The sequence below is a fragment of the Streptomyces sp. NPDC031379 genome (genome assembly GCF_055569615.1).
In genome coordinates, this window is sequence record NZ_JBVIIT010000017.1 from 40,833 (window position 1) to 62,885 (window position 22,053).

Below are 22,053 nucleotides of genomic sequence, written 5' to 3' on the forward strand. Positions count from 1 at the left end.
ACCGGTGGGGGCAACCGGGCCCGCGCGCCGCGCCGGCTCCAGGCGTCCGGCGGGGTACGGCCACCCCGCCCCGCGGGCGGCCGGCAGCACCGGGCGGATCACCTCGACGGACGGGAACCACAGCCCGTGGCGGCCGTCCGAGCCCCGCCGAGGTCCGTACGAGATCACGCGCACCGACTCCCCCGGACGCGGGCGCCGAAACCCGGCGGCCCCTCTGCCGGTGTGCTCAGCCGCCCCACACGGACCAGGACGCCGTTCCGTGCGCGGACGCCAGGACGGCGAGCACGACCAGGTCCGCGACGCCGAGCCCCAGTCCGAGGAGCGCGCGGAACCGGCGTGGGGTGTCCCGGCGAAGGGCGATGACGGCCAGCACGATGGCGATGGGGCCGAGCACGACGTTGAGAACGAGCAGCCCGACGAGTCCGAGGACGAAGGAGGCCACGGCCATGCCTTCGGTGTCCTGCCGGCCCGTCCGGCTCGAGGGCGGAGCGGTCAGCCGCATCGTCAGGCCCTCCTCGTCCGGTCACGGCGCCGCCGCTCGCGTCCCGCGAAGACGACGAGCCAGACGGCGATGAGCGCGCCGAGCACCAGGGTGAGGGGCCAGGGGAGATAGGCGGCCGCTCCGACGACGATGCCCAGCAGGAGCAGGGCGACGACCAGGAAGAGCACGCCTACCTCCCCGCTGCGGTGGTGGTGGCCGCGGACGGCGGGTTCCCCGCCGGACGCGTCGGCTGTTTCCCCGGCTGCCTGTGCGGCGGCTGCTGCGGCCGCTTCCTCAACGCGTTCATGACATCGCGGGTTACCCGCGACGGCCGTCTCACGCAGCCGAACCCGACGGAGCGGCAGCAGCGCCGGTCCCGGCTCAGGTGGCGCGTGTTCCGCCACCCCGGCGGATGCGGCCCAACAGGTCGCGGTGGTAGGCCGCGAGCCGGCCGGCCGGCACCGGGGCGGGGCTGCCGGCGAGGGTGTACCAGGTGTCGCCGCCGGAATGCTGGATGGCGACGCGCACCCTGTGGCCGTCGGACAGGAGGATGGTCGCGACGGTGAGATCGCCGGTGATGACGCCGACCTCGTCGGTCATGGCCCCGCCGGGGCCGGCGGTGACCCGGTCGACGTAACTGTTGACGCTGGGAGGGTTGTTCATGGGGCGCAGGTTTCCACCAACCCGACCGGCATGCCCGCACCGCGCAGGTGTCGCCCGCCCGTGTCCCCGTGTCGGGTGTGCGGCCGGGGCGCCGGAGGAACCTCAGCCGAACAGCGGGAACCGGTCCGCCGCCGTGCCCAGGGCAGCGCGTTGGACGTCGGTGAGCGCGGTCCGCCCGGTGCCCACGCGCGCGTAGTGCGCGTCGCTCAGGTCCGGCAGGGCGGCCCGGCCGAGCAGACCGTCCAGCGTGGCCCGCACCGCGGCCAGGCCCGCGGGGGAGGGTTCCGGGGCGAGCGGGAGCCGGACGGTCAGGTCGAGATGGTGGACGGTCGCCTCCACGGCGAGGGTCGTGATCAGGTCGCCGGCGGTCAGCACGTGCCCCTGGGTGGCCACGTTCCGGGCGGGATCGGCCACCTGCGCGGCGTGCACGGCCGCCGCGAGCGTCTCCAGGTACAGCTCCCGCAACTGACGGAAGTCCAGGAACATGCTCGCGTTCACCCGCACCCAGCGCCGGCCGTTCGCCGCCCCCGCGGTGCCCGGCCGCCAGTCCCGCCAGTACGTCACCGCGTCCCGGTCGACGGGCTCGTCCGACGGCGTGTGCAGGGCCACCAGCGCGCGCTGGGCGTCCTGCAGACAGTGGAAGACGAGGTCGCGGACCGCCCAGCCCGTGCAGCCGGTCGGCAGCCACGATTCCTCGTCGCCCAGGTCCGCGACGACGGCCGAGGCGGCCGCGTAGGCCGCGCGCAGCGTGTCCGCCGGACTCGTGGCGTCACCTGTCGTCATGCCTCTCCCTCTTTGCCCCATGGCGTGTCGTCGGCCACGGCCTCACGCATGGTACGCAGCAGTGGTTCCTCACACCCGGCTCGATGTAGCCGTGTCCGCGGACAGGCGCTGGGCGACGTAGATCGGGACGACCGACAGCAGGACGAGGACGGCGGCGACGACGTTCACCACCGGCGCCTGCTGCGGGCGGGTCATGTTGCCGAAGATCCAGACGGGCAGGGTCTCGACGCCTGGCCCCGCGGTGAACGTCGTGACCACGATCTCGTCGAAGGACAGGGCGAAGGCGAGCAGGCCGCCGGCCAGCAGTGCGGAGCGGACCAAGGGGAAGGTGACGTCGGCGAACGCGCGGAACGTGGTCGCCCCGAGGTCCATGGCCGCCTCCTCGTACGAGCCAGCCGTACGCCGAAGCCGTGCCACCACGTTGTTGAACACCACCACGATGCAGAAGGTGGCGTGGCCGCCGATCACCGTGAACAGTCCGAGACCCACGCCGAGCGGCTCCAGGACCGTGCTGAAGGCCGAGTTGAGGGCGATGCCCGTGACGATGCCCGGGAGAGCGATGGGCAGGACGACGACGAAGGAGACGGTGTCGCGGCCGAAGAAGCGGTGGCGGGCCACGGCGAAGGCGATCAGGGTACCGAGGACCAGCGCGATCGCGGTGGCGCCGAGCCCCGCCTTCACCGAGACCCACAGCGCCTCGCGGGCACCGGAATTGTGCGCGGCCGCCGACCACCAGCGCAGGGTGAGCCCCGGCGGCGGCCAGCTCGCGCTGCGGTCGGGGTTGAGGGAGTTGACGAGGACGAGCAGGAGCGGGACGTAGATCACCGCGAATCCGAGCCCGGCGCCGATGCGCAGGGCGATGTGCGCGGTGCGGCTGAGATGCATGAGGCCCTTCTTCTCCAGGCGTGCGGGGCGAACCGGGGCGGGCGGGCTACAGGCTGTTCAGGGCGCCCGTGCGGCGGATCGCCAGCAGGTACAGGACGATCACGACCACGGGCACCGTGCCCAGCGCGGCGGCCATGGGCAGGTTCAGCTCGATGTGGGAGTACACGAGGTTGCCGATCAGCTGCGTCTTGCCGCCGACGATCTGCACGGTGATGTAGTCGCCGAGGCTGAGGGAGAAGGTGAACACCGAACCGGCGGCCACCGACGGCAGCACCATCGGCAGCACGACCGAGCGGAAGGTCCGCCCCGCCCGCGCCCCGAGGTCGGCCGACGCGTCGAGCAGATCGGCCGGGAGCTGTTCCAGGGCCGTATGGATCGGCAGGATCATGTACGGCAGCCAGAGGTAGGTCAGGGTGAGGACCGTGGCCGGCAGGCCGAAGCCGGGACCGCTCAGCCCGAACGGCGCGAGCATCCAGTCGGCGAGCCCGCCCTGGGAGAGGATGAGCCGCCAGGCGTACACCTTGACCAGGTAACTCGCCCACAGGGGGGTGAGGATCGCCACGACGAGCAGGGGACGCCGGCTCGGCCTGGCCACGCGCGCGGTGTAGAAGGCGACGGGGAAGGCGATCAGTGCGCACAGCGCGGTCACGGCGAACGCCACGCCGACGCTGCGCAGGACCACCTGCCGGAAGACCGGGGTGGTGAACAGCTCGTGGAAGTTGTCCGTCGACCAGACCTTCACCACCTGTGAGGTGAAGGAGTCGGTCGTCCAGAACGCGGAGACGAACAGGACCGCCAGCGAGCCGAGATAGAGGACGGCCAGCCACAGCAGGGGGGCGGTGAGCAGGAGGGCCAGCCGCAGCCGGGGCCTGCGGTGCAGCGTTCCGGCGAGCCGCCGGACGGAACCCCGGCCGGCGGCGGTCACGTCGGTCGTCACGGCTCAGCCCTTGATCTCGGTCCAGGCCTGCACCCACTTGGCGTAGGGCACGCACGTGACGTCCTTGCGGCCGTCGAGGCACTGCTCGATGGGCGTGTTCCAGAAGGCGATCTTCTTCCAGTAGCTCTCGTCGGCCGCGTGGTAGACCGTGCAGAAGTTCTTGTCGCTGGTCTCGGCGCACGCCTTGGAGTTGGCCGGGGCCTCGCCGAAGTACTCGGCCACCTGGGCGTTGACCTTGGGGGAGACGATCCAGTCCAGCCACTTGTAGGCGCAGTCGGGGTGCTTGGCCCTGGCGGAGACCATCCAGGTGTCCGACCAGCCGGTCGAACCCTCCTTCGGGACCAGCGCCTTGACCTTCGCGCCTTCGGAGGAGGCGAGGTTGGCGATCACCTGCCAGGTCGTGCCGACCACCGAGTCGCCGCTCTTGAAGGCGGAGACCTCCTTCAGGTAGTCGCTCCAGTACTCGCCGACGTTCGCGTTCTGCCGCTTCAGCAGCGCCACGGCCGCGTCGAACTGCTTCTGGTCCAGGGCGTACGGGTCCTTGATCTTCAACTCCGGCCTGGTGGACTTGAGATACAGGGCCGCGTCGGCGATGTAGATCGGCGAGTCGTAGGCGGTGACGTGCCCCCTGTGCCGTGCGGCGTCGTCGAACACGGCGGACCAGGAGGTGGGCGCGGGCCTGACCTTCTCGGTGTCGTACATCAGCAGGTTGGCGCCCCGGCCGTGCGGGATGCCGTACATCCTGCCCTTCACCGAGTTCCAGGCGCCGTTCTTCAAACCGCTGAAGACGTCCTTGTAGTTGGGGATCAGGTCGGTGTTGACGGGGGCGGCGTCACCGGAGGCGATCAGGCGCAGGGAGGCGTCCCCGGAGGCGGAGACGGCGTCGTACTCGCCGGTCTTCATCAGCTTGACCATCTCGTCCGAGCTGGCGGCGACCTTGGAGTGGACCTGACACCCTGTCTGCTTCTCGAAGGCGCTGACCCAGTCCACCTCGGGGTCGTCGGAGCCGTCCTCGACATAGCCGGCCCAGGCGATCAGGTTGACCTGGCCTTCCGTCGTGCCGAGCTTGGCCGGGGCCTTGAGGTCGGGCGGGTTGAGCCCGGTGGCGGAGGAACCGCCGGAGTCGCCGGAGGAACCACAGGCGGCGGCGAGCAGCAGTGCGGCGGCCGCGGCGGCGGCCCGGGGGATTCGGTTGAGACGCACGGCGTTCTCCCTGGGGGACGTGAGGAGCGGGACGCGGGACGGGGGCGACCAGGGCGGGAGGAGGGCGGTCAGGAGGGCAGCCGTACGGCGTGCCGGCGGTGCCACCGCAGGCGCACCCGGGTGCCGCGGTAGGCGGCCACGTCCTCGGAGGAGGTCTCCAGGTTCTGCTGCAGTGCGGTGAGCCGGCCGCCGCCGTCGAGGTCGACCAGGAAGCGGGTGGCGTCGCCGAAGTAGACGACCTCGGCGACGGTGCCGGTGGCGGTCGCGTGCTCCGGTTCGTCCGGCTCGGCGGACTCCTTCAGGACGCGGATCTTCTCCGGCCGGATGTTGTACGTGCCCGGGGTGCCGACGATCCGGTGGGCCGCCTCTCCGTCGAGCAGGTTCGAGGTGCCGACGAACGAGGCGACGAAGGGGGTCGCCGGGCGTTCGTAGATCTCCGCGGGCGTGCCGACCTGGGCGATGCGGCCCTGGTCGAAGACGGCGATGCGGTCGCTCATCGTCAGGGCCTCCTCCTGGTCGTGGGTGACGAAGACGAAGGTGATGCCCACCTCCCGCTGGAGCGCCTTGAGTTCGACCTGCATCTGCTCGCGCAGTTTCAGGTCGAGGGCGCCGAGCGGCTCGTCCAGCAGCAGCACCCGGGGCCGGCCGACCAGTGCGCGGGCGAGTGCGACGCGCTGGCGCTGTCCGCCGGAGAGCTGGGCCGGGCGCCGCTGGCCGTAGCCTTCGAGGCGTACCTCGGTGAGTGCCTTGCGGGCTCGGACGAGGCGTTCGGCCTTCGGCACCTTGCGGATCCGCAGTCCGTACGCGACGTTCTGCTCGACCGTCATGTGCGGGAACAGGGCGTAGTCCTGGAAGACGGTGTGCACGTCCCGCTCGAACGGGGCGAGGCCGGTGACCTCCTGTCCGGCGAGTTCGATCCGGCCCTGGTCGGGTGTCTCGAACCCGGCGACGAGCCGCAGGACCGTCGTCTTCCCGGACCCGGACGGGCCGAGCATCGAGAAGAACTCCCCGTCCCGGATCTCCAGGTCGACCCCGGCCACGGCGGCCGTCTCCCCGAACGACTTCCGCAGGTCCTGCAGCCGGATCGCAATTCCCTCCATACGGGAACCTTTCTGGCGCGCTGTACGTTCCCGTAAACATATGAAGTCATAGTTCAAAGCTCAAGGGGCCCTTAGGGTAAAGCTTGAGTCAACGCACGAGGTGGTGGCCGTGAGGCAGCACGAGATCGACGGTGGCACCCGCAAGGCCGTCTTCAGCCCGGTGGACAACCGGGCCCGCGTGGACGCGGTCGTCCGTCGCATCGGCGACGCCATCGAACTCGGCCTCCTCGCCGACGGCGAGCAACTCCCCGGCGAGACCGAGCTGGCCGGCCGGCTCGGCGTCTCCACCGTCACCCTTCGCGAGGCGCTCATGGCCCTGCGGCAGCAGGGCCTGCTCACCACCCGGCGAGGCCGCGGCGGCGGCAGCTTCGTCTCCCTGCCCGAGGTCCCCGCCGACGACCGCCTCAAGACACGGCTGCGCGGCTGGAGCACCGAGGAGCTGCGCGACCTGGGTGACCACTGGGCCGCCCTGTCCGGGGCCGCCGCCCGCCTCGCCGCCCAGCGCACCGGACCCGACGACCTCCACCCGCTGCGCCGAACCGCCGACGAGCTGACCGACGCCGGCGACGCGGCAGCGCGCGCCCGCCTGTACGGCCGCTTCCATGTGGAACTCGCCGCCGCCGCCCAGTCCGCCCGGCTCACCCGCGAACAGGTCGCGCTGCAGAGCGAGGTCGGCGCCCTGCTGTGCCTGGTCCTGGCCGACGACGCATATCGTGAAGAAGTTGCGGAGCGTCACCGCTTGGTCATCTCCGCCGTGCAGGATGGGGCCCACGAAACGGCCGGCACGCTGGCCGAGCGGTGCGTCAGGGAGTCGACGGCGCGGCTCGTCGCCGTACGCCTCACCCTCTGACCGCGCCGCGTCCGGTTCCCGTGCGCTGGAGGACACCATGGGCTGGAGCCCCGGGCTCGCCACCCTCGACACGGAGACGGAGACGTGGGTGGCCGGACAGGTGGGCGGCGCGCTGGAGGCCGTCTTCGAGACGGTCGCCGCCACCCGCGCGGACACGACCGCTCTGCTCGACCGGGTGGCCGCGCAGGACCGGCGGCCCGTCAGCGCCGACCTCGCGGCCCTGCGCCCCGGACTGCACCTGCGCCTGAACCACGAGGCACTCGTCTCCGGGGTCGGCTTCGTCGCCGCTCCCGGCCTGCTGGCCGACGTACCCGCCTGGCTCGAGTGGTGGCAGTCGGGCGCCGGGGGCGACGTACGCCCCCTCCTCCTCGACCTCGATCCCGGCCGGTCGGCGTACTCCGACTACACCCACTGGGACTGGTTCACGCTGCCCCGCGACACCGGGCGCCGGGCCGTGGCCGGACCGTACGTCGACTACCTCTGCTCCGACGAGTACAGCCTCACCCTGTCCGAACCGGTGCTCATCCAGGGGCGGTTCGCCGGAGTGACCGCCGCCGACGTGTATCTGCGGCACTTCGAAGCGGCCGTGCTGCCGCTGCTGCGGCGCCTGACCCGCCCCGCCCGGCTGGTGAACGCCCGCGGCCGGGTCGCCGCCTCCGCCGACCCCGCCCACCTGGCCGGCTCCCTCACCAAGGGCCCGGACTTCGGAGAACTCCTCGCCGAGGGCCGGCCCGCCACCCACGACGGCATGCGGCTCGTGCCGTGCCGGGGGGTTCCGCTGGTGCTCGTGCAGGCTTGACGCACGTGCCGCCTGCTCAGGGGCCGGCCTTGATGGTCTTCATCGTCAGATGCGAGTCGATGCGCAGGACGCAGCGCAGGCCGCTGAGCTTCTCCACCAGGAAGGCCTCGTACGCCGCGTGGTCGGCGACGGCCACGCGGACGAAGTAGTCGGGGCGGCCGTACATGCGCCGGAACTCGACGACCTCGTCGTAGCCGGCCACGGTCTCCTCGAACTCCAGGAAGGTCGTGCGGTCGTTGGCGCTGACCTCGACGTCGATGAGGACCTCCAGCCCGCGGCCGACGGCCGCGGGGTCCACGACGGCCCGGTAGCCGGTGATGACGCCGGCCTCCTCCAGCCGTTTGACCCGGCGCAGACACGGCGGCGGGGTCAGGCCCACCCGCTGGGCCAGTTCGACGTTGGTCAGCCGTCCGTCATGGCGTAGGTGAAACAGAATGTCCCGATCAATGGCATCGAGTGTCAGTTCATTGCTCATGGCGTCACTCTACGGACATAATCCGAAACCATATACCAGGCGATTCTTTCTAAAATGTCGCTATGCACATACCCTCTGCCGTCGCCGACAGCCCGCCCCGGCCCGGGCCGCGGACGCCGTCCGCCGCGCGGGCCGCCTTCGGTGACTCCGCGTCCGTGGGGCTGGGCTTCGTCCCGCTCGGGATCGCCTTCGGCGTGCTCGTCACCCACGCGGGAGTCGGCTGGTGGTGGGCGAGCCTGTCCAGCGCGCTGGTCTACGGCGGGTCGTTCGAGTTCCTGCTGATCGGCCTGGTCACCGCCGCCGTGCCGCCGGCCTCGATCGCCGTCTCGGCGTTCCTGGTCAACGTCCGGCACGTCTTCTACGCGCTGTCCTTCCCGCTGCACCGGATCCAGGGGCCGCTCGGCAAGGCGTACGGCACGTTCGCGCTGTGCGACGAGGCCTATGCCCTGACCGCCGGCGGGCAGGCCCGCACCTGGTCCGGGCGTCGCATCCTCTGGCTCCAGCTCTACATGCACCTGTACTGGGCCGGCGGCGCGACCGCAGGAGCGCTGCTCGGCTCGCTCGTCCCCGACGGCGTCAGGGGCCTGGACTTCGCGCTGACCGCCCTGTTCACCGTGCTGGCACTCGACGCGGTACGCGACCGGCGGGGCGACCTCCCCACTCCCGTGCTCGCCCTGCTGAGCGCGCTCGCCGCCCGGCTGCTGTTCCCGGGCAGCCTGCTCCTCGCCGCCTTCGCCCTGTTCACGGCCGGGCTGCTGGCCCACCGCCTGACGACCCGGGGGAGGCTCGGCCATGCCTGATGCGCCGTACCTCGTCGTGGCGGTGCTCGTCTCCGCCGCCGTCACCTGGGCCCTGCGCGCCCTTCCCTTCGCCGTGCTCGGCCCGCTGCGCGCGAGCCGCACGGTGCGGTACCTCAGTACCCGGATGCCCGCCGGGATCATGGTGATCCTGGTCGTGTACTGCCTGCGCGACCTGCCGCTCGCCCACCCGGCCGTGGCGGCCCCGGCGGCGGCCCTGAGCGTCACCGTCGCGGTGCATCTGTGGCGCCGCAACGCCCCGCTGAGCATCCTCGCCGGCACCGCCGTCCACGTCACGCTGGCCAGTACGGTCTTCGCGCACTGAGGACGCCGCGGCCCGGGCCCCGCCGCCGTCGCGGGGCCCGGGCCGGCAGCCGCCTCAGGCCGCGAGCCGCTTCGCCTTCACGGCCGCCTCCTGGAGGGCGCGGTCCCGGGAGGCCTCGAACAGCGGGACCAGGTCGGTCATCTCCGGGTTGTGCGGGGCCATGGTCAGCTCCGGGACGATGAAGTCGACGTCCAGGCCGAGGGCGTCGGCGAGGACGGCCGTGAGGTAGTTCTGCACGTACTCGTACGACTCGCGCGGGGTGCCCGGCGCGTAGGAGCCGCCGCGGCTGGCGACGACGGTCACCGGGGTGCCCTTGGCGGACTGCGCGGGGCCCGCGGTGCGGCCGAAGAGGATCACGTTGTCCAGCCACGCCTTGAGCGTCGAGGGGATCGTGTAGTTGTACATCGGGGCCCCGATCAGCACCGCGTCGGCCTGCTCCAGCTCCTCGATCAGCCGTACCCGCTCGGCGAAGGCGGCGGCCTGTCCGGGCGTGTGCGTGGCCGGGTCGCCGAAACCGGCGGTGTGCGCGTCGGCGGTGATGTGCGGGACGGGCCGGGCCGCCAGGTCGCGGTGGACGACCGTGCCGTCGGGGTGCTGCTCCTGCCAGTGCGAGCGGAAGGCCGCCGTCACGGCGCGCGAGGCCGACGCCTCGGCCGGGAACACGGAGGAGTCGATGTGCAGGAGGGTGGCCATGGGTTTCTCCAGAAAGCGGAAGGGGCAGCCCGACGCCGGAGCAAGCGGGCTGATTTTTCGTACTGGACTATCTCTAACACAGGGACTTACTTTTTTTCATCCCCCTACCTCGGGGTAGTACCCTGATCACATGGCGGTGGAGCAGAACCACGACAGCGCGGCGTGCAAGCGGGTGGACGATGGCATCACCCGCGTCTTCCAGTTGCTCGGAAAGCGCTGGAGCGGCCCGATCGTGGCCGTCCTGGTGGCGCAGCCCGCGCACTTCGCCGACCTGCGCCGGGCAGTTCCCGGCATCAGCGAACGCATGCTGTCCGACCGGCTCGCGGAACTCGGCGCCGCGGGCCTCGTCCTGCGCGAGGTCGACGAAGGCCCGCCGCTGCGCGTCTCGTACCGGCTCACCGAGTCCGGTGCCGCGCTCGAACCCGCGCTCCAGGAACTGGCGGAGTGGGCGAAGACCCACCTGCCCGAGGCCGAGCCGTGCCCCGGGGCAGGGTGACGGGACACGGGGGCTGTCCCCCGTCCTGACACACCGGTTCGCCGGATCGCCGAGGAGCGCACGCGAGGGTCACGCTGGTGGTCCGCGGTCCCGCACCGGAAGGACTGAATCGTGCGCATCGTCACGGCCACCGTCGCCGCCCTCGCCCTCGCCGCCGCAGCCGTACCGGATGCGGCCGCCGCGCGACCCGCCGCTCCCGGTACCGACGGAGTGTGGCGCATGGACGGCTACGGCACCGTCCTCGTCCTCGGTGGGGGAGTGCTGCAGGAGTACCAGACGACCTCCGCGGGCTGCCTCGAGGGCGACACCGCACGGCAGACCGGACCCGGCACCTACACCACAGCGGACGGCACCGTCCTCACCGTACGGACGGCGCACGGCCGCGATCAGGCACGGCTCGCCGCGGACAGCTCGGTGGGGCACCGGCAGCTGCGCCGGCTCCGCGCCCTGCCCGCCGCCTGCACCCGTCCCCCGGCCACCGATCCGCGTACCGCCTTCGACACCCTCTGGCAGACCTTCGAGGAGAACTACCCGTTCTTCGCCCAGAAGGGCGTCGACTGGCATGCGGCGAGGGACCGGTACCGGCCGCAGGTGCACCGGGACACCACCGGGGACCAGCTGTTCGAGATCTTCAGCCGGATGCTGCGGCCCCTGCACGACGCCCATGTCGCGGTGAAGGACGGCGACCGCGTCTTCCACGAGGTGCGCCCGGGCACCGAGATGCCGAGCGAGGAACTGGACGCCAGGGTCAAGGAGTTCGTCGTCGCCCGTGATCTCGAGGACGCCCCCCACCGACAGGACTTCGGCGCGGGCCGCATCACCTACGCCGACCTGCGAAGCGGCCTCGGCTATCTGCGGATCTCCGGGTTCGGCGGGTACGCCGGCGAGGACGCGCCGTACACGGCCGAACAGGCGGAACTGGACCGTGCCCTGAACACGGTCCTCACCCGTGGCCGAACGCAGCGCCTCAAAGGCCTGATCATCGACCTGCGCGTCAACGGCGGCGGCTCCGACGCCCTCGGCATCCGCATCGCCCGGCGACTGACCGGCACCCCCTACACGGCGTACGCGAAACGAGCCCGGAACGACCCGGCCGACCCCGCCCGGCACACCCGCCCCGAACCCGTGCGCGTGACCCCCGCCCACGCCCCCCGCTACACCGGCCCGGTCGCCGTACTCACCGGCGGATCGACGGTCAGCGCGGGCGAGACCTTCACCCAGGCGCTCCTGGACCGGCCCGGCCGCACCGTGCGCGTCGGGCAGCCCACCCAGGGCGTCTTCTCGGACGTGCTGGTACGCGACCTCCCCGGCGGCATGCTCCTCGCCCTGCCCAACGAGGAGTACCTGACCCGCACCGGCCGCACCTACGACGGCACCGGCGTCCCGCCGCAGCTGACCGAACCGGTCTTCACCGAGGAGGAGTTCTCGAAGAACCGCGACTCGGCCTTCGACCGGGCGGTGCACCTCCTGGCAGCCGGGCGGTGACCCCCCGGCACCGAGCGCCCGAGACGGCTCAGTCGACCGGCCAGGTGTGCACCGGCGCGTTGAGGTGCATGTAGTCGATGTACAACTGCGTCATCCGCCGCAGCGCCTCATGACGGCCGACCTGCGTGAAGGCGTCGAGATGGTGGAACATCTCCTTCTGCCACACCGCGCCGTTGCGTGCCGTCACGCACCGCTGCTCGATGATCCCGAGCAGTGGCTCCCGCCATGCCTCGTCCATGCCCGAATGCTCCAGACCGCGGTGCGCGAGCGGCAGCAACCGCCGCAGGACCAGCTCCGGCACCGGTACCTCGCCCATCCCGGGCCAGTACAGCAGCGCGTCGATGCCGTGCCGGGCGGCGGTGTGCAGATTGTCCTCGGCGGCCGCGAAGGACATCCGCGACCACACCGGCCGGTCCTCCTCCACCAGCGCCCGGGTGAGCCCGTAGTAGAAGGCGCCGTTGGCGAGGGTGTCGGCGACGGTCGGCCCGGCGGGCAGCACCCGGTTCTCCACCCGGATGTGCGGTACGTCGTGGGCGACGGCGTAGACCGGGCGGTTCCAGCGGTAGATGGTGCCGTTGTGCAGGGTGAGTTCGCCCAACTCCGGGACGTCACCGCGGTCCAGCGTCTCCGCCGGGTCCTGCTCGTCGCACAGGGGGAGGAGGGCCGGGAAGTAGCGCAGGTTCTCCTCGAACAGGTCGAAGACACTGTTGATCCACCGCTCCCCGAACCACACCCGGGGCCGCACCCCCTGCACCTTGATCTCCTCCGGGCGCGTGTCGGTGGCCTGCTCGAACAGCGGAACACGGGTCTCGTGCCACAGCTCCTTGCCGAACAGGAAGGGCGCGTTCGCCGCCAGCGCCACCTGCACCCCGGCGATCGCCTGTGCCGCGTTCCAGTACGGGGCGAACTCCTCCGGCGACACCTGCAGATGGAACTGGGTGCTGGTGCAGGCGGCCTCCGGGGTGATGGTGTCCGCGTAGGTCCGCAGCCGGTCTACGCCGTCCACCTCGATGCGCAGGTCCTCGCCCCGGGCCGCGAAGACCTGGTCGTTGAGCAGCCGGTAACGGGGGTTCTCCGACAGCGTCCCCTCGCCGATCTCCTCCTGCCGCAGCGTGGGCAGGATCCCGATCATGATCAGCCGGGTGCCGACCGACCGGGCCCGCTCGTCGGCGTGATTGAGCGCGGCCCGGATCTCCGACTCCCACGCGTCGGGGCCGCCCGCCGTCAGCCGTCGGGGCGGGACGTTGATCTCCAGGTTGAACCGGCCCAGCTCGGTGGACCAGGCGGGGTCGGAGATCGCCTCCAGCACATCGCTGTTGCGCATCGCCGGCTCGGCCGCGTCGTCGACCAGATTCAGTTCGATCTCCAGGCCGACCTGCGGCCGCTCGGACTCGAACCGTGCCTCGCGCAGCATCTGCGCCAGCGCGTCGAGGCACTCCTGCATCTTCACCCGGTACCGGCGGCGGTCCTCGCGGGTGAAGACGAGCGCCGGGACGTCCCGTCCCATCGGCCCTCCAGGGTTCCCCTCGTCGGACACCTCTCCACCCAGCGTCGCACCATCGCGCGACCCGCACCAAGCGGATCCCGCCCGCCACGGCCGTTCTTCCGGCTCAAGGCGTGACCGGCCGGTGACGCGGCGGCCCGTCCCGGCGCAGCCGGTCCCGGGCAGGACGCGGACCGCCCGCGGTCCGGGTCGAGGTGCTCGTGGCGGCGCACGAGGGCCGGGCCGTCCGGTCCGGCGGCCGGCCACGCCACAGGCGCAGCCGCCCGGCGACGAACACGGCGGTGAGCTGGTCCCGGTGGCCGCGCCGGACCAGCTCCCGGGGCAGGGCCCAGGACGGCCGCATCTCCGGCCCGGTGATGTCGACGAGGAGGAAGTCCGCGGCGGCGCCCGCCGCCACGTGTCCCGTGAGCCGGCCGAGACCGGCCGTGTCCGCACCACCCGCGGCGGCCCGCTCCAGCCGGCCCCGCAGGACGAGTCGCCGCTGGCCGGACCATAGGTGAGCCGCTGCGCGAACTCCGCCGCGTCCGCGAGCCGGAGGCCGTCCCCGCGCGCCCCGTCCGTACCCGGCCCGAACCGGATGCCGCGCTCGGCGAAGGTGGTCGCCGGAGCGACCGCGTTGCCCTTCCACGCGCCGGCGACCGGGTCGTAGCTCACCGCCGCTCCGCTGTCGGCGAGCAGGGTGCCCTCGGCCGGCGTGAACAGCGTCGCGTTCGCCGCCGGCAACTGCGGGTCCAGCGCGTCGCCTTGGTGCAGATGCTCCAGGGGTCGCAGCCCGTGCCGGACGAGGGAACGCCCGACCGCGACGAGGAGGCTGGTGCGGTCAGGCGAGCTTGCGGGCCACGCCTCCGTAGAAGCCGATCTCGGCGGACCGGGGCGGCGGTGTGGTGTCCGGGCGCCAGAACGGAACCTGGGCCAGGCCCGGCTCGACCAGCTCGAAGCCGTCGAAGAACCGCTCGACCTCGGCGCGGGGGCGGAGATTGAGGGAGGCGGTGGCCTTGTTGTAGACGGCCTGCGCGGCGCTGCGGTCGGCGAAGTCGCCGGTGGCGTGCGAGAGCACCAGGAAGCTGCCGTCCGGCAGCGCGTCGCGCAGGGTGGCGACGACCTCGGCGGGCTGCTCCGCGTCCGTCAGGAAGTGGAGGACGGCCACGAGGAGCAGGGCGACCGGCTGGTCGAAGTCGATGACCTTGCGGACCTCGGGATGCTCCAGGACGGATCGCGGGTCACGCAGGTCGCCGAGGACGATGCTGGTCGTATGGGAGCGGCTGAGCAGCGCGTTGCCGTGCGCGGCGACGATCGGATCGTTGTCGATGTAGGCGACGCGTACGTCCGGCGCCGCCTCCTGGGCGACCTCGTGCACGTTCGGCGAGGTGGGCAGCCCGGTGCCGATGTCCAGGATCTGGCGGATTCCGTGGCCGACGACGTAGCGGACGGCGCGGTGCAGGAAAGCGCGGTTCGCCCGCACGCCGATGCGCACCTCGGGTGCCGCGGCGGCCAGCTCGTCGCCCGCCTGCTGGTCCACCTCGTAGTTGTCCTTGCCGCCCAGGAGGTAGTCGTAGATCCGCGCGGGGTGCGGCTTGCTGGTGTCGATGCTCACGGCCTGGACGCCGTCCTGTGTCACGCTGCGCTCCTCTCGGCGACCGTCACGGCCTCCCGTGAACGGCTGGCCAAAGCTTCCCACATCAACTACTGCTCCCGCGCCGGTAGTTCCCCGGCCCGCGGTCGGCGCCGGGGGACGCCGCGCCGGGGCTCAGGGGCGTGGGTCGGCGCCGCTGCGGGGCGGCACGGAAGGTGACCCCGGATCTGCGTCCTCGGGTCCACGCCGTCCACGCCGTCCACGCCGTCCACGGCGTCCACGCCGTCCACGGCGTCCATGGCGAGATCGCCTCCGTGGACGGCCGGCCGAGGCCGCTGGTACCGGACTCCGTGCGCCGACACCGGACCCGCTCGCCGACGCCGGACCCGTTCGGCCGCTACCGACCCGCTCGCCATTACCGGACCCTCCGCTGTTACCGGACCCTCCACTGCTACCCGGACCCTTCGCCGTTACCGGACCCCCTCTCCTCTCACCCGGTCGGCCCGCTCCCATTGGCCCTCGGCCGGTCGGCGGCGGAGGGTCGGAACGAGGTCGGTGTGTGCGCCCGCCGGTTTCGACGGCCCGGACCAGCCGCACATCCAGCCCGGCCCGCCGTCCGGTCACCGACGACCCGGCGGCGGACCGGCCCGCAGGGGCGGGGAACGCCAATCCATGCGCTCGGGTCGTTCCCCGCCCCGCCCCAGACGCCGCCCCGGACGCTCACCGCCGCCGTTCATGCCCCGGAGCCGGCCGGGCGCCCCCCTCGCACCGCTGCCCGCCGCTCATGCCCTTGCCGTTGGAAACCGATCGGTTTACCGTGTTTGGAAACCGATCGGTTTACTGTCTGGAGAAGAACATGACCGCGATCAAGGGCTCTGTCGTTCTGGTCACCGGCGGCAGCCGTGGCCTGGGCAAGGCGCTGGTGGAGGAGCTGTACGCGCGCGGCGCCGCCAAGGTGTACGCCACGGCCCGCGACCCGCGCACCGTGACGCATCCCGACGCCGTGCCCCTCGCCCTGGAGGTCACCGACCCCGGCTCCGTGGAGGCCGCGGCGGCGCGGGCGCAGGACGTCACCGTGCTGATCAACAACGCCGGCATCTCGCTCGGTGCGGCCTCCTTCCTCGACTCTGCCGTCGACGACGTCCGCCGGGAGTTCGAGACCAACTTCTTCGGGCCGCTGCTGGCCACCCGCGCTTTCGTGCCGGTCATCGAACGCAACGGCGGCGGACACCTGCTCAACGTCCACTCCGTCCTCTCCTGGATCGGCCTCGCCGGCTCCTACAGCGCCACCAAGGCGGCTCTGTGGTCGCAGACCAACTCCCTGCGCCTGGAGCTGCGGCCGCGTGGGATCGGGGTCACCGGACTGCACGTCGGCTACATCGACACCGACATGGCCTCGCGTGTCGACGCCCCCAAGTCCTCGCCCCGGGATGTGGCCGCCCTGGCGCTCGACGGCATCGAGACCGATGCGTTCGAGGTGCTGGCGGACGACCTCTCCCGACGCGTCAAGGCGGGGCTCTCGGGAGACCTGGCGGCGCTGTACCCGCAGCTGACGGACGCGAACTAGGGCCCGGCTTCCCGGTTGCGCCCGGGCGGACCGCAGGCGGCCGGGTGCGGGGCCCGGCCGTCTCTGGACGCTGGAGAAGCGCCTGTGATCAAGTGGCGAACATGACATCTCTGATCCGTCACATCACCGTCGACGCAGCCGACCCCTACGCCCTGGCGACCTTCTGGGCCCAGGTCCTGGACGGCTCGCTCGCCGACGACGACTTTCCCGGCGACCCCGCGGCCCTGGTCACGACCGCGACCGCCGCCGTGCTCTTCATCCGGGTCGAGGACCCCAAGACGACGAAGAACCGGGTCCACCTGGACCTCCAGCCCCAGGACCGCACCCGGGACGAGGAGGTGGAGCGCCTGCTGGCCCTCGGCGCCACGCTCCAGGGTGACCACCGCCGTCCGGACGGAACGGGCTGGGTGACGCTCCACGACCCCGAGGGCAACGAGTTGTGTGTCGAGCGCAGCGCGGCGGAGCGGGCCGGCGGCTGAGGCTCCGGCCTCGCTCTGGACAGGGTCCGGCAGACTGTTTAGCCTGTTGGTCCAGAAATAGAAATTCAGTCCAAGGGTGGCGTGCGATGGCCGACACACGGCAAGGCCGGCGAGATGACGCCGCTCCCGCGGACGCGGACGAGCACCTCGTCCGGGAAGCCGAGAAGATCGCTGTCGCACTGGGCCGCATGTTCCCGGGCCTGTGCGAGGTCGTGCTGCACGACCTGCGGCACCCGGAGCACGCGATCCGGGCGATCGAGAACAACCTGTCGGCTCGTCAGGTCGGCGACCCCGCCACCGAGTTGGGACTCGCCCGGATCGCCGACCCCGAGTACCCCGGCGTCATCCAGAACTACCCCAACCGGTTCCCCGACGGCCGCCCGGCGAAGAGCACGTCCATCGGCCTCAAGAACGCCGCCGGGGAGTACGTCGCGGCGCTCTGCCTGAACCTCGACGTCTCCGTGCTGTCCGCCGTGACACTCACGCTGTCGAACCTCGTGGCCACCGGGGCCGAGCACCGCGACCAGCCCCTCGAGACGCTGCGGGACCGCAGCGCCCGCGAGCTGCGTCAGGCCGTGCAGGAACTGTCCGCCCGGCGCGCCGCCACCCCCCGTTCGCTGAGCCGCGAGGACAAGAGGGCGCTCGTACGGCAGCTCCACCGCGACGGCTTCTTCGACTCGCGGGACGCGGCACAGACCATCGCGGACCTGCTCGGCGTCTCCCGGGCGACGGTCTACAACTACGCGAAGTGAAGCGCTCGACACGCCGAAAGAGGACACCGCCATGGCCGCCGCCCTGCCCGTAACGTTCGACGACGTCCGTGCGGCCGCCGCACGCCTCGAAGGCGTCGCCCACCGCACCCCCGTCCTCACCTCCCGCACCCTGAACGCCCGTGTCGGCGCCGAGGTGTTCATCAAGTGCGAGAACTTCCAGCGGGTCGGCGCCTTCAAGATCCGCGGCGCCTACAACGCCGCCGCCCAGCTCTCCCCGGAGCAACTGGCCAAGGGCATCGCCGCCTACTCCTCCGGCAACCACGCCCAGGCCACCGCCCTGGCCGCCCGGGAACTGGGCACCAGCGCCGTCATCCTGATGCCCGAGGACGCCCCCCGGTCCAAGCGGGAGGCCACGGCCGGGTACGGCGCGGAGATCGTCACCTACGACCGCTACACCCAGGACCGCACCGCGCTCGGCGAGGCGCTGGCCGCCGACCGTGGACTGGCCCTCATCCCGCCCTACGACCACCCCCACGTCATCGCCGGCCAGGGCACCGCCGCCCTCGAACTCCTCGAGGAGACCGGTCCGCTCGACGCTCTCGTCGTCCCCGTGGGCGGCGGCGGGCTCATCGCGGGCAGCGCCGTCACGGCCAAGGCGTTGCGGCCCGGCACGCGGGTCATCGGCGTGGAACCCGAAGCGGGCGACGACACCAAGCGCTCCCTGGAAGGCGGTGCGCGGGTCACCGTGCCGGTTCCGCGCACCATCGCCGACGGGCAGGCCCTGCCCACCCCCGGCGAGATCACCTTCGCCATCAACCAGCAACTCGTGGACGCCGTCACCCTCGTCAGCGACGCGGAGATCGTCAGCGCCATGCGCTTCGCCTTCGAACGACTGAAGATCGTCCTCGAACCGAGCGGCGCCACCAGCCTCGCCGCGCTCCTGGCGGGCCGTCTCGACCTTCCGCCCCGCATCGGCATCATCGCCTCCGGCGGCAACATCGACACCCAGAGGTTCACCCAACTCGTCGGCGGCTGACCGCCCGTGGCGCCGGGCGGTGCGACCACCCCCGCTTGACCGCATGCGCCGCTCGGATCGTGTGCGTCACGGTGAGGGCATGTCGACGCCCCGAATTTCCTAGCTGAGGACCCGCTTCCACGCCAGAAGTGTGTCCTTTCGCTTTTCTGCGACCACTGCGTGATCCGGATGCCGTAGACGGCGAGTGACCGCCGCTCATCGGGAGACGCCGACCAGCCCCTGCTGCGGGCTGGCCGGCGGGGCTGCGGTCGGGGTTGCTCAGATGGTCACGCCTGGCCGGCGCCGGGGCAGTTCGGCGTGCCGCACCGCCTCGGAGGCCAGGGCGATGCCCACGCCCGGGCTGGCGAAGATGCCGCAGCCGACGAACACCGGGGCGGCCCCCGCGACTCTGCCGGGAATCTTGACGTTCGAGGCCATTTACCCTGCCTCCACCACAGGGGCCGGGACAGTCCTCGTGTGTCGAGGTACTGCTGGAACGCCGTGGGCGGGCGCGCGGGCCGCCATTCTGTCGCCGGGCACTGAGACGGTCATGGCCCACCACGCGCCGGAGGTGCTGGACGAGCACTTCCTGGTCGACGGGCGCGGCAGGTTCCGGCCGCGCGCCGAGCGCGATGGCCGGCCGCCGTCGCGGGTGCGGATCGAGGCCGCCCGCGCCGGTCGACCATTTCCATAAATCATGAATATAAAAATGTTATGCTTCGAGCATGAGTCGTCAAGACACCGCTCCTGGCGCGTCCGCCGCCATCGGGGCAGCCCTCTACGGCCTGGCCACCAGGGCCGCGAGACGCCTGCCCCGGGACATGAGCCTGACGTCCGCCGCCACCCTGGCCACCCTGGACCGGACCGGCCCGCGGCGCATCACCGATCTGGCCGCGGTCGAGGGCGTCACCCAGCCCGCGATGACCGCCCTGGTCCGGGTGATGGAGGAGTCCGGCCTGGTCGAGCGGCGGGGCGACGCGTCCGACAAGCGGGTCACGCTGGTGTGCCTGACCGAGGCCGGCGCCTCCTATGTCCGGACGCGGCGCCAGGCGGGCGTCCACGCGTTCGAGCGGTTGATCGGCGAGCTCACCGGCGACGAGGTCGAGGCGCTGGTGGCGGCCCTTCCGGCGCTGAAGCATCTGGCAGAGCTCGAAAGCCAGGACCGCGAAGGGCCGAAGCAGTGACCGGGCAGCCGGTCGACGGGGTCGCGGTGAAGGCGTTCCCGGTGGCGCGTTCCGAGGCGCGGCTGCTGGTCCCCGCCCTGATGTTCATCGCTCTGGTCGTGGCGGCGGTCGCCAGCCTCGGGACGCCGCTCATCACCAGCGTGGCGACCTCGTTCCACGTCTCGCTCGGCAGCGCGCAGTGGACGCTGACCGTCGCGCTGCTCAGCGGCGCCGTCGCCACGCCGGTCCTGGGCCGGCTCGGAGCCGGCCCGCACCGGCGGGCCACGATCCTCGCCACGCTGGCGGTCGTCGTCGCCGGCAGCGCGCTCACCGTGCTCCCGCTGCCGTTCGCGTGGCTGCTGGCCGGCAGGGCGGCCCAGGGCGTCGGGCTCGGGCTGACGGCGCTGATGATGGGCGTGGCCCGGGACCACCTCCCCGAGGAGCGCAGCGCGGCCGTGATCGCCCTGATCTCGGTGGTCTCGATCATCGGGGCCGGCGTCGGCTACCCGCTGGCCGCACTGCTCGCCGAGCTCGGCGGGGTACGGGCCGCCTACGGCCTCGGCCTGGTCGTCACCGCCGCCGCCCTCCTGACCGCGTGGCGTTCCATGCCCGAAGCCCCCGAAGGCCGCTCCGCCCACGTGGACGTGGCAGGCGCGGTCGTCCTGGCCGCTGCGCTGCTCCTGGTGCTGTTCCTCGCCGGCGAACGGAATCTGTGGAGCCGGCACCTCGCCGTGGCGGCGGGCCTCGCCGTCGTCGCGGTGGTGCTGTTCTGCGTCTGGGCCGTCATCGAGCTGCGCAGCACGACGCCCCTGGTCGATGTGCGGGCGGTGCGGCACCCTGCGGTCGCCGGGGCGAACCTCGCCATGTTCGTCGGCGGGATCGGCATGTACCTCCTGCTCACGCTCATCACCCGGTACGCACAGACGCCGCACGGCGCCGGCTACGGCTTCGGGCTGACGACCTTCGTCGCCGGGCTGGTCCTCATCCCGTTCTCGGTGCTGGGGTTCGTCGCCGGCAAGCTCACGCCGCGGGTCCGGACGCGGATCGCCGACCCCCTGCTCCTGGCCGGCAGCGCCGTCGTGGTCGGCGGCGGGTTCGCCCTGTTCGCGGCGGCCCGGTCGGACCTGGCCGAACTGTTCGCGGCGATGGGCGTGCTCGGCTTCGGCGTCGGCGGCTTCTCGGCCGCGATGCCGGGCGTCATCCTGGCCGTCACCCCCAAGAGTGAGACGTCGAGCGCCATGAGCTTCAACTACGTCGTCCGCAGCGTCGGGTACTGCCTGGGCAGCGCCATCGGCGGCCTGATCCTCGCCGCGGGCACCGGCCCCGGCCACCTCTTCCCCGACGACAGCGCCTACACCACCGCGGCGCTGGTCGGCATCGGCGCCATGGCGATCACGACGCTGACAAGCCTCGCTCTCGCCCGCCGACGCTCGTCCGAGACCAACCCGTAAGTCGGATGCACTCATCCCAACACTGGAGGTTCCATGCCCAAGGGCTACTGGGTCAGCGCCTACCGCACCATTTCAGACCCTGAGAAGCTGGCTGCTTACAACAAGCTGGCCGGTCCGGCCGTCGCGGCCGGGGGCGGTCGGATCCTCGCCCGTGCCAGTCGGGTCGTGGCGCATGACGCCGGAATCGCCGAGCGCACCGTCCTGATCGAGTTCGACAGCTTCGAGCAGGCCGTCGCGGCGCACGAGAGTGCGGCCTACCAGGAGGCGCTGGTCGCCCTCTCCGACGGCGTCGAGCGCGACTTCCGCATCGTCGAAGGCATCGACTGACCGAGGTCCAGTCGGATCTTCACTGAAGACTCGACTTGACTGCCGCTGACGAGGTCAGCGCCGACTGTCTCCAGGGGCAAGCAAGCTGGCGACCTCGGCGATTGCCTCCGCCGAGGGGTGGAAACAGCGTCGTACGTTCTCCGGCTTCTTGTGCCGTGACTTGGCCATAAGCATCGGCAGGCTGGCTCCGGCCTCGCCGAGATGAGCGAGCCCGGAGTGGCGCCATTCGTGCAGGTCCCAGCCCGCGCCCTGCACGCCGGCCAGTGCCGTATGAGCGTCGAGCATGGCG

28 protein-coding genes are annotated in these 22,053 nt (G+C 72.0%); 13 read left to right on the top strand and 15 right to left on the bottom strand.

Annotated elements, in window-relative coordinates:
• Window positions 1-226: 226 nt before the first annotated feature.
• The 8 genes from ACZ5CW_RS23915 to ACZ5CW_RS23950 all read right to left on the bottom strand — a co-directional run bounded on the left by ACZ5CW_RS23915 (window position 227) and on the right by ACZ5CW_RS23950 (window position 6,052).
• A complete protein-coding gene (locus ACZ5CW_RS23915; RefSeq protein ID WP_468604520.1) occupies window positions 227-502 on the bottom strand; it encodes a DUF4190 domain-containing protein in 276 nt (91 codons plus the stop codon).
• Window positions 503-504: 2 nt separating this feature from the next.
• Window positions 505-669: a hypothetical protein gene (locus tag ACZ5CW_RS23920; protein ID WP_468604522.1), complete on the bottom strand. Its 165-nt coding sequence runs from the start codon at window positions 667-669 to the stop codon at window positions 505-507.
• 193 nt (window positions 670-862) lie between these two features.
• The gene (locus ACZ5CW_RS23925) at window positions 863-1,144 is read right to left on the bottom strand and encodes a hypothetical protein (RefSeq protein WP_468604524.1); all 282 of its coding nucleotides are present in this window, start codon (window positions 1,142-1,144) and stop codon (window positions 863-865) included.
• Between the two features lie 102 nt (window positions 1,145-1,246).
• Window positions 1,247-1,927 (bottom strand): maleylpyruvate isomerase N-terminal domain-containing protein, encoded by a 681-nt coding sequence (locus tag ACZ5CW_RS23930; protein ID WP_468604526.1) that lies wholly within the window; start codon window positions 1,925-1,927, stop codon window positions 1,247-1,249.
• A 69-nt stretch (window positions 1,928-1,996) separates the two neighbouring features.
• Window positions 1,997-2,812 carry an ABC transporter permease gene (locus ACZ5CW_RS23935; protein ID WP_468604528.1) on the bottom strand — a complete coding sequence of 272 codons (816 nt, stop codon included), beginning with the start codon at window positions 2,810-2,812 and terminating at the stop codon, window positions 1,997-1,999.
• A 46-nt stretch (window positions 2,813-2,858) separates the two neighbouring features.
• Window positions 2,859-3,749, bottom strand: coding sequence for an ABC transporter permease (locus ACZ5CW_RS23940; RefSeq protein WP_468604530.1), 891 nt, complete (start codon window positions 3,747-3,749; stop codon window positions 2,859-2,861).
• Window positions 3,750-3,752: 3 nt separating this feature from the next.
• On the bottom strand, window positions 3,753-4,952 hold the full coding sequence (locus ACZ5CW_RS23945) for an ABC transporter substrate-binding protein (protein WP_468604532.1): 1,200 nt from the start codon (window positions 4,950-4,952) through the stop codon (window positions 3,753-3,755).
• A 68-nt stretch (window positions 4,953-5,020) separates the two neighbouring features.
• The gene (locus ACZ5CW_RS23950; RefSeq protein WP_468604534.1) at window positions 5,021-6,052 is read right to left on the bottom strand and encodes an ABC transporter ATP-binding protein; all 1,032 of its coding nucleotides are present in this window, start codon (window positions 6,050-6,052) and stop codon (window positions 5,021-5,023) included.
• A 109-nt stretch (window positions 6,053-6,161) separates the two neighbouring features.
• Here ACZ5CW_RS23950 and ACZ5CW_RS23955 point away from each other — a divergent pair, with 109 nt between their 5' ends.
• Window positions 6,162-6,902, top strand: coding sequence for a FadR/GntR family transcriptional regulator (locus tag ACZ5CW_RS23955; RefSeq protein ID WP_468604536.1), 741 nt, complete (start codon window positions 6,162-6,164; stop codon window positions 6,900-6,902).
• A gap of 37 nt (window positions 6,903-6,939) precedes the next feature.
• Window positions 6,940-7,701, top strand: a complete 762-nt coding sequence (locus ACZ5CW_RS23960) for a PDC sensor domain-containing protein (protein WP_468604539.1) — start codon at window positions 6,940-6,942, stop codon at window positions 7,699-7,701.
• A gap of 16 nt (window positions 7,702-7,717) precedes the next feature.
• On the opposite strand, the gene ACZ5CW_RS23965 is transcribed toward ACZ5CW_RS23960, so the two are convergent.
• Window positions 7,718-8,176: an Lrp/AsnC family transcriptional regulator gene (locus tag ACZ5CW_RS23965; RefSeq protein WP_468604541.1), complete on the bottom strand. Its 459-nt coding sequence runs from the start codon at window positions 8,174-8,176 to the stop codon at window positions 7,718-7,720.
• A 62-nt stretch (window positions 8,177-8,238) separates the two neighbouring features.
• Between ACZ5CW_RS23965 and ACZ5CW_RS23970 the strand changes: the two genes are divergently transcribed.
• On the top strand, window positions 8,239-8,976 hold the full coding sequence (locus ACZ5CW_RS23970; RefSeq protein WP_468604543.1) for an AzlC family ABC transporter permease: 738 nt from the start codon (window positions 8,239-8,241) through the stop codon (window positions 8,974-8,976).
• Window positions 8,969-9,298, top strand: coding sequence for a branched-chain amino acid transporter permease (locus ACZ5CW_RS23975; RefSeq protein ID WP_468604545.1), 330 nt, complete (start codon window positions 8,969-8,971; stop codon window positions 9,296-9,298). Before ACZ5CW_RS23970 ends, ACZ5CW_RS23975 begins: the two co-directional genes overlap by 8 nt.
• A 54-nt stretch (window positions 9,299-9,352) precedes the next feature.
• On the opposite strand, the gene ACZ5CW_RS23980 is transcribed toward ACZ5CW_RS23975, so the two are convergent.
• A complete protein-coding gene (locus tag ACZ5CW_RS23980) occupies window positions 9,353-9,991 on the bottom strand; it encodes an FMN-dependent NADH-azoreductase (RefSeq protein ID WP_468604547.1) in 639 nt (212 codons plus the stop codon).
• Window positions 9,992-10,121: 130 nt separating this feature from the next.
• Between ACZ5CW_RS23980 and ACZ5CW_RS23985 the strand changes: the two genes are divergently transcribed.
• Window positions 10,122-10,487 (top strand): winged helix-turn-helix transcriptional regulator, encoded by a 366-nt coding sequence (locus ACZ5CW_RS23985; RefSeq protein WP_468604549.1) that lies wholly within the window; start codon window positions 10,122-10,124, stop codon window positions 10,485-10,487.
• A 111-nt stretch (window positions 10,488-10,598) separates the two neighbouring features.
• A complete protein-coding gene (locus tag ACZ5CW_RS23990) occupies window positions 10,599-11,972 on the top strand; it encodes a S41 family peptidase (protein ID WP_468604551.1) in 1,374 nt (457 codons plus the stop codon).
• A 28-nt stretch (window positions 11,973-12,000) separates the two neighbouring features.
• On the opposite strand, the gene ACZ5CW_RS23995 is transcribed toward ACZ5CW_RS23990, so the two are convergent.
• The 3 genes from ACZ5CW_RS23995 to ACZ5CW_RS24005 all read right to left on the bottom strand — a co-directional run bounded on the left by ACZ5CW_RS23995 (window position 12,001) and on the right by ACZ5CW_RS24005 (window position 15,094).
• The gene (locus ACZ5CW_RS23995; protein WP_468604553.1) at window positions 12,001-13,479 is read right to left on the bottom strand and encodes a glutamate-cysteine ligase family protein; all 1,479 of its coding nucleotides are present in this window, start codon (window positions 13,477-13,479) and stop codon (window positions 12,001-12,003) included.
• 103 nt (window positions 13,480-13,582) lie between these two features.
• Window positions 13,583-13,873, bottom strand: a complete 291-nt coding sequence (locus tag ACZ5CW_RS24000) for a hypothetical protein (RefSeq protein WP_468604555.1) — start codon at window positions 13,871-13,873, stop codon at window positions 13,583-13,585.
• A gap of 423 nt (window positions 13,874-14,296) precedes the next feature.
• Complete coding sequence (locus tag ACZ5CW_RS24005) at window positions 14,297-15,094, bottom strand: SAM-dependent methyltransferase (protein ID WP_468604557.1); 798 nt, start codon at window positions 15,092-15,094, stop codon at window positions 14,297-14,299.
• 811 nt (window positions 15,095-15,905) lie between these two features.
• On the opposite strand from ACZ5CW_RS24005, the gene ACZ5CW_RS24010 reads away from it, so the two are divergent.
• The 4 genes from ACZ5CW_RS24010 (at window position 15,906) to ACZ5CW_RS24025 (ending at window position 18,844) form a co-directional block, all read left to right on the top strand.
• On the top strand, window positions 15,906-16,616 hold the full coding sequence (locus ACZ5CW_RS24010) for an SDR family oxidoreductase (RefSeq protein ID WP_468604559.1): 711 nt from the start codon (window positions 15,906-15,908) through the stop codon (window positions 16,614-16,616).
• Window positions 16,617-16,717: 101 nt separating this feature from the next.
• Window positions 16,718-17,095, top strand: coding sequence for a VOC family protein (locus tag ACZ5CW_RS24015; protein ID WP_468604560.1), 378 nt, complete (start codon window positions 16,718-16,720; stop codon window positions 17,093-17,095).
• Between the two features lie 86 nt (window positions 17,096-17,181).
• Window positions 17,182-17,847 carry a helix-turn-helix transcriptional regulator gene (locus ACZ5CW_RS24020; RefSeq protein ID WP_468604562.1) on the top strand — a complete coding sequence of 222 codons (666 nt, stop codon included), beginning with the start codon at window positions 17,182-17,184 and terminating at the stop codon, window positions 17,845-17,847.
• A gap of 31 nt (window positions 17,848-17,878) precedes the next feature.
• Window positions 17,879-18,844: a threo-3-hydroxy-L-aspartate ammonia-lyase gene (locus tag ACZ5CW_RS24025; RefSeq protein WP_468604564.1), complete on the top strand. Its 966-nt coding sequence runs from the start codon at window positions 17,879-17,881 to the stop codon at window positions 18,842-18,844.
• A gap of 258 nt (window positions 18,845-19,102) precedes the next feature.
• Here the strand turns inward: ACZ5CW_RS24025 and ACZ5CW_RS24030 are convergent, their stop codons facing one another.
• Complete coding sequence (locus ACZ5CW_RS24030) at window positions 19,103-19,261, bottom strand: hypothetical protein (RefSeq protein WP_468604566.1); 159 nt, start codon at window positions 19,259-19,261, stop codon at window positions 19,103-19,105.
• Between the two features lie 383 nt (window positions 19,262-19,644).
• Between ACZ5CW_RS24030 and ACZ5CW_RS24035 the strand changes: the two genes are divergently transcribed.
• Genes ACZ5CW_RS24035 through ACZ5CW_RS24045 form a run of 3 tightly spaced genes read left to right on the top strand, consistent with a single transcriptional unit; the run spans window position 19,645 to window position 21,764 of the window.
• Window positions 19,645-20,007, top strand: coding sequence for a MarR family winged helix-turn-helix transcriptional regulator (locus ACZ5CW_RS24035; protein WP_014173936.1), 363 nt, complete (start codon window positions 19,645-19,647; stop codon window positions 20,005-20,007).
• Window positions 20,004-21,437, top strand: a complete 1,434-nt coding sequence (locus ACZ5CW_RS24040; protein WP_468604568.1) for an MFS transporter — start codon at window positions 20,004-20,006, stop codon at window positions 21,435-21,437. The genes ACZ5CW_RS24035 and ACZ5CW_RS24040 overlap by 4 nt, the downstream gene beginning before the upstream one ends.
• A gap of 33 nt (window positions 21,438-21,470) precedes the next feature.
• Complete coding sequence (locus tag ACZ5CW_RS24045; protein WP_468604570.1) at window positions 21,471-21,764, top strand: DUF1330 domain-containing protein; 294 nt, start codon at window positions 21,471-21,473, stop codon at window positions 21,762-21,764.
• Window positions 21,765-21,818: 54 nt separating this feature from the next.
• Here ACZ5CW_RS24045 and ACZ5CW_RS24050 read toward each other — a convergent pair whose 3' ends face one another.
• Window positions 21,819-22,049, bottom strand: a complete 231-nt coding sequence (locus ACZ5CW_RS24050) for a hypothetical protein (protein ID WP_468604572.1) — start codon at window positions 22,047-22,049, stop codon at window positions 21,819-21,821.
• Window positions 22,050-22,053 lie beyond the last annotated feature (4 nt).

Excerpts from the sequence above, each read along its gene's own strand:
- ACZ5CW_RS23950 (WP_468604534.1), bottom strand. The coding sequence starts at position 6,052 with ATGGAGGGAATTGCGATCCGGCTGCAGGACCTGCGGAAGTCGTTCGGG.
- ACZ5CW_RS23960 (WP_468604539.1), top strand. The coding sequence starts at position 6,940 with ATGGGCTGGAGCCCCGGGCTCGCCACCCTCGACACGGAGACGGAGACG.
- ACZ5CW_RS24045 (WP_468604570.1), top strand. The coding sequence starts at position 21,471 with ATGCCCAAGGGCTACTGGGTCAGCGCCTACCGCACCATTTCAGACCCT.
- ACZ5CW_RS23985 (WP_468604549.1), top strand. The coding sequence starts at position 10,122 with ATGGCGGTGGAGCAGAACCACGACAGCGCGGCGTGCAAGCGGGTGGAC.
- ACZ5CW_RS24020 (WP_468604562.1), top strand. The coding sequence starts at position 17,182 with ATGGCCGACACACGGCAAGGCCGGCGAGATGACGCCGCTCCCGCGGAC.
- ACZ5CW_RS24035 (WP_014173936.1), top strand. The coding sequence starts at position 19,645 with ATGAGCCTGACGTCCGCCGCCACCCTGGCCACCCTGGACCGGACCGGC.
- ACZ5CW_RS24010 (WP_468604559.1), top strand. The coding sequence starts at position 15,906 with ATGACCGCGATCAAGGGCTCTGTCGTTCTGGTCACCGGCGGCAGCCGT.
- ACZ5CW_RS24050 (WP_468604572.1), bottom strand. The coding sequence starts at position 22,049 with ATGCTCGACGCTCATACGGCACTGGCCGGCGTGCAGGGCGCGGGCTGG.
- ACZ5CW_RS24030 (WP_468604566.1), bottom strand. The coding sequence starts at position 19,261 with ATGGCCTCGAACGTCAAGATTCCCGGCAGAGTCGCGGGGGCCGCCCCG.
- ACZ5CW_RS23975 (WP_468604545.1), top strand. The coding sequence starts at position 8,969 with ATGCCTGATGCGCCGTACCTCGTCGTGGCGGTGCTCGTCTCCGCCGCC.
- ACZ5CW_RS23970 (WP_468604543.1), top strand. The coding sequence starts at position 8,239 with ATGCACATACCCTCTGCCGTCGCCGACAGCCCGCCCCGGCCCGGGCCG.
- ACZ5CW_RS23980 (WP_468604547.1), bottom strand. The coding sequence starts at position 9,991 with ATGGCCACCCTCCTGCACATCGACTCCTCCGTGTTCCCGGCCGAGGCG.
- ACZ5CW_RS24025 (WP_468604564.1), top strand. The coding sequence starts at position 17,879 with ATGGCCGCCGCCCTGCCCGTAACGTTCGACGACGTCCGTGCGGCCGCC.
- ACZ5CW_RS24015 (WP_468604560.1), top strand. The coding sequence starts at position 16,718 with ATGACATCTCTGATCCGTCACATCACCGTCGACGCAGCCGACCCCTAC.
- ACZ5CW_RS23995 (WP_468604553.1), bottom strand. The coding sequence starts at position 13,479 with ATGGGACGGGACGTCCCGGCGCTCGTCTTCACCCGCGAGGACCGCCGC.
- ACZ5CW_RS23930 (WP_468604526.1), bottom strand. The coding sequence starts at position 1,927 with ATGACGACAGGTGACGCCACGAGTCCGGCGGACACGCTGCGCGCGGCC.
- ACZ5CW_RS23925 (WP_468604524.1), bottom strand. The coding sequence starts at position 1,144 with ATGAACAACCCTCCCAGCGTCAACAGTTACGTCGACCGGGTCACCGCC.
- ACZ5CW_RS23935 (WP_468604528.1), bottom strand. The coding sequence starts at position 2,812 with ATGCATCTCAGCCGCACCGCGCACATCGCCCTGCGCATCGGCGCCGGG.
- ACZ5CW_RS23965 (WP_468604541.1), bottom strand. The coding sequence starts at position 8,176 with ATGAGCAATGAACTGACACTCGATGCCATTGATCGGGACATTCTGTTT.
- ACZ5CW_RS23915 (WP_468604520.1), bottom strand. The coding sequence starts at position 502 with ATGCGGCTGACCGCTCCGCCCTCGAGCCGGACGGGCCGGCAGGACACC.